General features: G+C 71.7%; 5 protein-coding genes. 1 reads left to right on the forward strand and 4 read right to left on the reverse strand.

All coding sequences use genetic code 11. The features are described from left to right. Positions 1–341: 341 nt before the first annotated feature. The gene (gene lexA, locus JGS39_RS33385) at positions 342–1,136 is read left to right on the forward strand and encodes a transcriptional repressor LexA (protein WP_219573501.1); all 795 of its coding nucleotides are present in this window, start codon (positions 342–344) and stop codon (positions 1,134–1,136) included. Positions 1,137–1,218: 82 nt separating this feature from the next. Here lexA and JGS39_RS33390 read toward each other — a convergent pair whose 3' ends face one another. The 4 genes from JGS39_RS33390 to JGS39_RS33405 form a co-directional block, all read right to left on the reverse strand. Next, positions 1,219–3,189, reverse strand: a complete 1,971-nt coding sequence (locus JGS39_RS33390; RefSeq protein ID WP_219573502.1) for an ATP-dependent DNA helicase — start codon at positions 3,187–3,189, stop codon at positions 1,219–1,221. A 50-nt stretch (positions 3,190–3,239) separates the two neighbouring features. After that, positions 3,240–5,141 (reverse strand): IucA/IucC family protein, encoded by a 1,902-nt coding sequence (locus JGS39_RS33395; protein WP_219573503.1) that lies wholly within the window; start codon positions 5,139–5,141, stop codon positions 3,240–3,242. 60 nt (positions 5,142–5,201) lie between these two features. After that, positions 5,202–5,909, reverse strand: coding sequence for a GNAT family N-acetyltransferase (locus JGS39_RS33400; protein ID WP_219573504.1), 708 nt, complete (start codon positions 5,907–5,909; stop codon positions 5,202–5,204). 75 nt (positions 5,910–5,984) lie between these two features. Continuing rightward, a partial coding sequence (locus tag JGS39_RS33405; protein ID WP_219573505.1) for an IucA/IucC family protein occupies positions 5,985–7,597 on the reverse strand: 1,613 nt, incomplete at its 5' end.

Raw genomic sequence — 7,597 nt, forward strand, 5'->3', positions numbered from 1 at the left:
GGAAGCGCGCGGCGCGACCGAGTGCGGGGCGACGCCCCCGGGGCCGCGCGAGCACCGCTCCGGCCCACCCCCGCGCCCGCCCCGGACGACCCGGACCGCGACCCCGCGCGCTCACGCCGCGGGCACGGACGGTAGCGTAATGGTCCGAATTGCCGGAACGTCCGCACGCGCGGAAAACCGTCCGGCCCGACAGCGCAACGGCTCTCCCGGCTTCGCTCATACACCTGGCACCGAACACTCGGCACACTTTTATTCGTTTTTCACTCGAACGTGTGTTTGGCGCAACCTTTCGAAAGCTACTACCGTTGTCCAGCTAGGGAGACCATTCGAGAGGGGCCGACGTGACCACCACCGCAGACAGTGCCATCATCACTGCCCAGGACCGCTCCCAGAGCCGACTCGAGCCGGTGCATGCCATGAATGACTCAGTCACGAACACGGAGGGGCCGGAGCCCGCGCGCCCAGCGCGCTCGCTTCCCGGACGACCTCCTGGAATCCGGGCGGACAGCTCGGGGCTCACGGACCGGCAGCGGCGAGTGATCGAAGTCATCCGGGACTCCGTACAACGGCGGGGTTACCCCCCGTCGATGCGGGAGATCGGTCAGGCGGTGGGCCTTTCCAGCACGTCCTCCGTCGCACATCAGCTGATGGCCCTGGAGCGCAAGGGCTTCCTGCGCCGCGACCCCCACCGCCCGCGGGCGTACGAGGTGCGCGGCTCCGACCAGCCCAGCACACAGCCCACGGACACCACCGGGAAGCCCGCGGCGTCGTACGTGCCGCTGGTCGGCCGGATCGCGGCCGGTGGGCCGATCCTCGCCGAGGAATCGGTGGAGGACGTGTTCCCCCTCCCCCGCCAGCTGGTCGGGGACGGAGAGCTGTTCGTGCTGAAGGTCGTCGGTGACTCGATGATCGAAGCGGCGATCTGCGACGGGGACTGGGTCACCGTACGACGCCAGCCCGTGGCGGAGAACGGCGACATCGTGGCCGCCATGCTGGACGGCGAGGCCACGGTCAAGCGCTTCAAGCGCGAGGACGGCCATGTGTGGCTGCTCCCGCACAACTCCGCGTACCAGCCGATTCCCGGCGATGAGGCGACGATCCTCGGCAAGGTCGTGGCGGTGCTGCGGCGGGTGTGAAGCCCCGTCGCCACCCGCGAGGGCCCCTGGATCCGCTGTATGGATCCGGGGGCCCTGGCCATGTCTCCACGGCCCGCGCGGGCTACTTCGCGTCGGCCTTGGCCGCCGCGTCGATCGCGGCGAGCGAGCGGCGCGCCTGGTTCGGGTCGGTCGTGTACCAGAAGTCGGGGAGCGAGGCGCGCAGATAGCTGCCGTACCTGGCATTGGCCAGGCGCGGGTCGAGCACGGCGACGACGCCCTTGTCCCCGGTGGCCCTGACCAGACGGCCGGCACCCTGGGCCATCAGCAACGCCGCGTGCGTGGCGGCCACGGCCATGAAGCCGTTGCCCCCAGCCTCCTCGACGGCCTTCTGGCGCGCGCTCATCAGTGGATCATCGGGCCGAGGGAACGGAATCCGGTCCATGACCACCAGCTGACAGCTCGCGCCCGGGACGTCGACGCCCTGCCAGAGCGAGAGCGTGCCGAAGAGACAGGTCTCGGGGTCGGCCGCGAAGTTCTTGATCAACTCCCCCAGGGTCTCCTCACCCTGGAGCAGGATCGGCTTCTCCAGCCGGCCCCGCAACTCCTCGGCGGCAGCCTGGGCCGCCCGCATCGAGGAGAACAGTCCGAGCGTGCGCCCGCCCGCGGCTTCCACCAGCTCGGCGAGCTCGTCCAGCATGTCGGTACGGGATCCCTCCCGGCCGGGGGTCGCCAGATGCCGGGCGACGTACAGGATCCCCTGCTTCGGGTAGTCGAAGGGCGAGCCGACGTCGAGGCCCTTCCACTGCGGGATGTCATCGCCCGCGGTGCCCTCCGGGGAGAGCCCGAGGGACGCGCCCACCCCGTTGAAGTCCCCGCCCAGCTTGAGAGTGGCCGAGGTGAGGACCACGGAGCGCTCGTTGAAGAGCTTCTCGCGCAGCAGCCCGGAGACGGAGAGCGGAGCGACCCGCACGGAGGCGCCGAAACGGTCGTGACGCTCGAACCAGACGACGTCGTACTCAGAGCCCTGCGTGATCCGCTCGGCCACGCCGTGGATGGTCTCGACCGAGGCGAGCGCCTGCTTGCGGACCGCGTCCTCGTCCCCGACGGACTTGTCACGGGTGGAGCCGAGCGCGGTGATCACCGTACGAGCGGCGTCCCGCAGCGCCATCAGCGCGTATCCGAGATCCTCGGGCACTTCCTCCAGCCGGCCGGGCAGGGCCAGCTCCATGACCCGCTCGAAGCCCTCCGAAGCCGTCTGCAGCGCGTCGGCGGCCTTCTCGTTGACCAGCTTCGCCGCCCGGCGCACCGCCCGGCTGACCTGGCCGGGGGTGAGTTCGCCGGTGGCCACTCCGGTGACCCGGGAGACCAGCTCATGGGCCTCGTCGACGATCAGTACCTCGTGGCTCGGGAGCACCGGGGCACCCTCGATGGCGTCGATGGCCAGCAGCGCGTGGTTCGTCACCACCACGTCGGCGAGCTTGGCGCGCTCGCGGGCCTGCTCGGCGAAGCACTCGGCCCCGTACGCGCACTTGGTGGCGCCCAGGCACTCCCGGGAGGAGACGGAGATCTGCGCCCAGGCCCGGTCCGAGACACCGGGGGTGAGGTCGTCCCGGTCGCCCGTCTCCGTCTCGTCCGCCCAGTCCCGCATGCGCAGCAGGTCCTGGCCGAGCTTGCTCGACGGGGCCGCCGCCTCGAACTGGTCGAAGAGCCCCTCTTCCTCCTCCTGCGGCACGCCCTCGTGGAGACGGTGCAGACAGAGGTAGTTCGACCGGCCCTTGAGCATGGCGAACTGCGGGCGGCGGCGCAGCAGCGGATGCAGGGCGTCGACCGTACGCGGAAGATCGCGCTCCACGAGCTGGCGCTGCAGGGCCAGCGTCGCCGTGGCCACCACGACGCGCTCGCCGTGCGCCAGGGCGGGCACCAGATAGCCGAGCGATTTGCCCGTGCCGGTGCCCGCCTGGACGAGCAGGTGGGATTGGTCGTCCACTGCCTCGGCGACGGCATCGGCCATGGCGGCCTGGCCGGGTCGCTCCGTACCGCCGACGGCGGTCACGGCGGCGTGCAGGAGCTCGGGGAGAGATGGCTTCGTCATAGCCCGGCCAGCCTACGGGGCGCCGCTGACAACGACGGTCACTCCCGGACTCACGTGGAGGGGTGGAGCGGGTTGGGCACCGTGCCGTGGACAGCCGCGTGCGGGCGCTCGGGCCGGTCGCGGTAGCCGTCCAGGTGCAGGCGGTTGCGGTTCAGACAGAGACGCTCGATGCGTGGAGTCAGCATGTCGAACATCTCGAACCTCCCCTTCAGCTCCGGGAAGCGCGCCTGGTGGCGCAGGATCTCCGCCCGGACGAGTGACCAGAACACGCTCTCCGGGATCCCGAGCTGTTCCTCGCAGAGCGGGGACAGGAAGCGGAAGACTCCGGTGAAGAGGCCGGAGTGGATGAACTGGGTGAGGAAGGCGGGTTCCTCGGTGAGCAGCACGCTGCGCACGTCGGCCGGCATCGTGTCGTGCTCGGGCAGCGGCCGGGCGCTGACGTTCACGTCGTCGACGAAGTCCTTGATCGCCAGGCGTACCGGGACGTCGTGGTCGTCGAAGACGACGATGGCGTTCTCGCCGTGCGGGGAGAACACCGTGCCGTAGCGGTACAGGAAGTGCAGCAGCGGCGGGAGCAGCGCGGCGAAGAGCCGGGTGAGCCAGACGGTGGGTGTCAGACCGGAGCGGGCGACCAGCTCGGCGGTGAAGGCGCGGCCCCGGGGGTCGGTGTGCAGCAGCGAAGCGAGAGTGCGGGCCCGCTCACCGGGTGCGAGGCGCGGCAGGAGCGGCTCGCGCCAGATCGCACCGAGGATCTCCTTGAACTGGTACGGCGTCTCGGGGAGGTGGTCGTAGAGCGGGTGCTCGACCGTGACCGAGGCGACCTCGCCGAGGAGGATGACACCGCAGGTGTCGCGCAGGAACGGATCGTTGTCGCGCAGCCCCTGCACCCAGCCGGTGACGGCGGGCGCGGCGAGGGTGCGTTCGGTCGGCAGGCCGCGCCAGACCAGCGTGTTGAGGATGGACAGCGGGAGCTTGACCGTGTGCCGGTCGGGCCGGTCCAGGTTCGCGAAGGTGCGGATGGACTGCTGCGGCAGCCGCAGGTCCGGGTCGGCGTGCAGCGGAACGATGTCGCCGGCGGCGATGGCGGGGGCGAACAGGGGCACGATCCACTCGTCCCACTGCCAGGGGTGAACGGGCAGGCAGTAGTAGCCGTCCGGGTCGAGACCGCGGCCGCGCAGGACGGCGGAGAAGGACTCGCGGACTGCGGGGTCCAGCTCCTGGGCGTAGAGGCGGCCGGGGTCGGCGAGCTCGCTCACGCCCCGGTAGGCGGCGATCCGGGAGGAGACGGCGATCCAGGGCAGGGTGACCGGTGTGCGGGCCTCGGGGGTGTAGCGGGCCGCGTCGGTGGCGGAGAAGCCGAGCCGCCCCTTGTTGGCGACGATCCAGGGGTGGCCCGTCTGGTGACCTTCGAGCTCGGCGTAGCCGAGGTCGGCCAGCTCGGCGGCGCTGAGTGCGCCGTGGTCGAGGCGGGCGTCGGCGGTGAGCGTGGTGGTGAGCTCGCGCACCAGATGGCCGAGGGTGGCACCGTCCAGATCGAGGAGACGGCGGGCACGGGCGAGGAACAGCAGCGGATCGCTGAAGGGCACACTGTCCGCGACCTGGTCCCGGCCCGGCGCCCCGGTTCCTGCCTCGTCGCCCGTCCCTGCGGCGGCGTCGGCCTCCGTCGCCTCGCTGCTCGCCTCCCGGATCGAGTCGGGGGCGACGCGCCAGCTGCCGTAGACCCCCCGCCGGGCGGTGAAGCTCAGGCTGCCGCCGTCGTCGAGCACGAGGGTGTACGTATCGCCGCCGGCGGAGCGTGGAACGGGCCGGACCACCTCCTCGTAGGCGAATTCGCCGAGCATCTTGGCGAGCAGCCGGGCGGCGGCCCGGTCCCAGACCGCGCTGTTCAGTTCCGGGGTGCTGAGCAGCGCGGGCGAAGGGGCTGCCTCACGGCTCGCGGGATATTTCTGCACGGGGACTCCTCGGGTGGGAACCGACGGGGTTCGGGCGGCGGGGACAGAGCAGCGGATCGTTCACAGCCGGTCGCGGTGGGCTCGGTCTCGGACCATCAGCGCAGCCCGCTTCTCCGGGAGTTCGACCTCGGCGGAGTAGCGGAATCCGGCACTCAGGAAGGCGGAGACGGACGGGGTGTTGCGGACGTCGGGCTCGGCGACGACGCGTGTGCACCGTGGGCGGTTGTCGAGTACGAGGTCGGCGACGGCCCGCAGCAGGGTGCTCCCGGTCCCGTGGCCCCGCCGGTCCACCTCACCGATGAGGAGGTGGATCCCGGTGTCGTGCGGCCGGACCGGGCAGTACCGGGCCAGGGGGTCGAGGTCGGCCCGGTAAATCTCCCAGTAGCTCATGGGGACGCCCGCGAGCACCCCCAGACAGGGCACGCTGCGTCCGTCGCCGTCGAGTTGGGGCATCAGGTGCCCGGCGGTGACGGTCTCGGCTCCCGCGAGTTCCCAGAAGGCCGCGACGGCGGGGTCGTTCATCCAGCGGCTGATCACCGCGAGGTCCCGTTCCAGTCGCACGGGGACGAGCTGGAACACGCCGGCCGAAGTCATCACGGGCTTCCATCGCGCCGGCCGGTCGAGCAGACCGGAGTCCTGCGGTCCGTATCCGTCCGCGGGGACCTCCTCGCCCAGGAACGCGAGCAGTTCGCCGGTGAGCCGCAGGTCCAGCGTGTCCTCGGCGCCCGGGCCGGCCTGGGGGTCGGTGAGCGCATCGGCGGGAGGCACGGTGACGCTCTCCTCTCTCGACGGGTGGCGTCCGTCTCTCGATGGTCGGCGTCCCGGCGGGACGGGGTGGTTCCCTCAGCCGCACAGGGGGTTGGCGATGGTGACGTAGACGGACTGGGTGTCCACGGGTCCGACGAGTTCGTCGAGGCCCCTCAGGCGCGTGAGCATATTGGCCTTGCAGCGCAGGCGGGGGGCTTCCAGCAGCTGTGCGGGCAGCGGGGATCCCAGTGCGGTGGCCGTTCCCAGGAACCGGCGGAAGGCGGCGAGGAGCACCTGCTCGTCGGCGAGCTGCTGGGCGCCGAACGCCCCGATCAGTCCGAACACGTTGTTGATGCCGAGGTAGTACGCGAAGCGTTCGTCGGTGACGGCGTCGGCGACGAAGGTGTCACTGACCGCTCCGATGCCGGGGAGCCTGCGGTCGAGCACGGCGCGGTGGGACTCACGGAAGTAATAGCCCTGATTGTCGCGGTAACGGCCGCCGACCGGCCAGCCCTCGGCGTCGAGGAGGACCAGGGTGTTCTGCTGGTGTGCTTCGAGGGCGACTCCGGCGTTGCCGTCGAGCCAGAGGACCGGCTGCACCACGCGGTCCAGGTAGCGCAGGAACCACTCGGCGGCGACGGCGGTCGTGGTCCGGCCGGTGGCGGCGGCGAGGCGGCGGACGATGTCGGCGAGGCGGGAGCGCATCTCCGGCCGGTCCGGCCAGGGGCGCGGGGCGGTCAGCCCGGCGATGCAGACGGCGTCGTCGTACCGGTCGAACGGGTTGTGGCGCAGCATGACGTCGAGGCCGGGAACGGGTTCGCCCCCGGGGGTGTCGACCGCCAGCCAGGCGGGGTCCCGGACGATGTCGAAGCCGGGGTGGAGGGCGTGCCACTGCCGGGCGAGTCCGGTGCGCAGCAGCCGGTGGACCTCCACGCCGCGGTGGAGTTCCTTGCGGAGGTTCTCCCGGCGGGAGTTGGTGATGCGTACGCCGAGGGAGAGCTTCAGCATGAGGTCGACGCCGGGCCGCCCGACGGTGCGCACCGAGGAGGTGGGGTGCCAGCGCTCGCCGTACGGGCCGAGGTCGTGCAGCAGGCCGGAGTCGGCGAGGGCGGCGACTTCGGGCCGCATCGCCAGTTCGCGTGCCTGCCAGGGGTGGAGCGGGATCGGCGTGGTGTGTGCGGGGACGCGAAGGCCCTGGGCGTGGCGGGCCACGAGTTCCGCGGCCGGGACCGGGCGGCCGTGGTCGGTCCAGGCCGAGTCGGTGGCCAGGACGGACCGGTCGACGGCCATCCAGTGGAGCGCGAAGGAGCCGTGCGCCTCGGGCGAGTAGAGGCGGGACTCGGAGTCGGAGAGGCCTTCGCGGCTCTTGGGCGAGGGGTGGAGCGGGTGGCCGAGGAGGAGGGACTGCTCCGCGGTGAGGAAGAGGTCCGCTTCGGCGGGTGCGGTGGGGTGGCGCCGTTGTACGTCGATGAATCCGGCGGTCCGCCGTACCGAGTCGGCCACCCTGGCCACCATGTCGGCGCCCTCGTTGTGGTCCGCCTCCCTGCCCAGGAGCACGGCGACGGTGACGGCGTCGGCGGTGGGCGCGCCTTCGGGGGCCTGTTCCAGGAGGGGCGGGCCGAAGCGGTGCCAGCCGGTGGCGGACCAGTGGTGGACGGGGACGAGCAGAGCGGTGCCACTGGCGGGGAGCGGGATGCGGAGGGTGTCCC

It is taken from the genome of Streptomyces poriferorum (assembly GCF_019399235.1).
GTDB lineage: Bacteria > Actinomycetota > Actinomycetes > Streptomycetales > Streptomycetaceae > Streptomyces > Streptomyces poriferorum.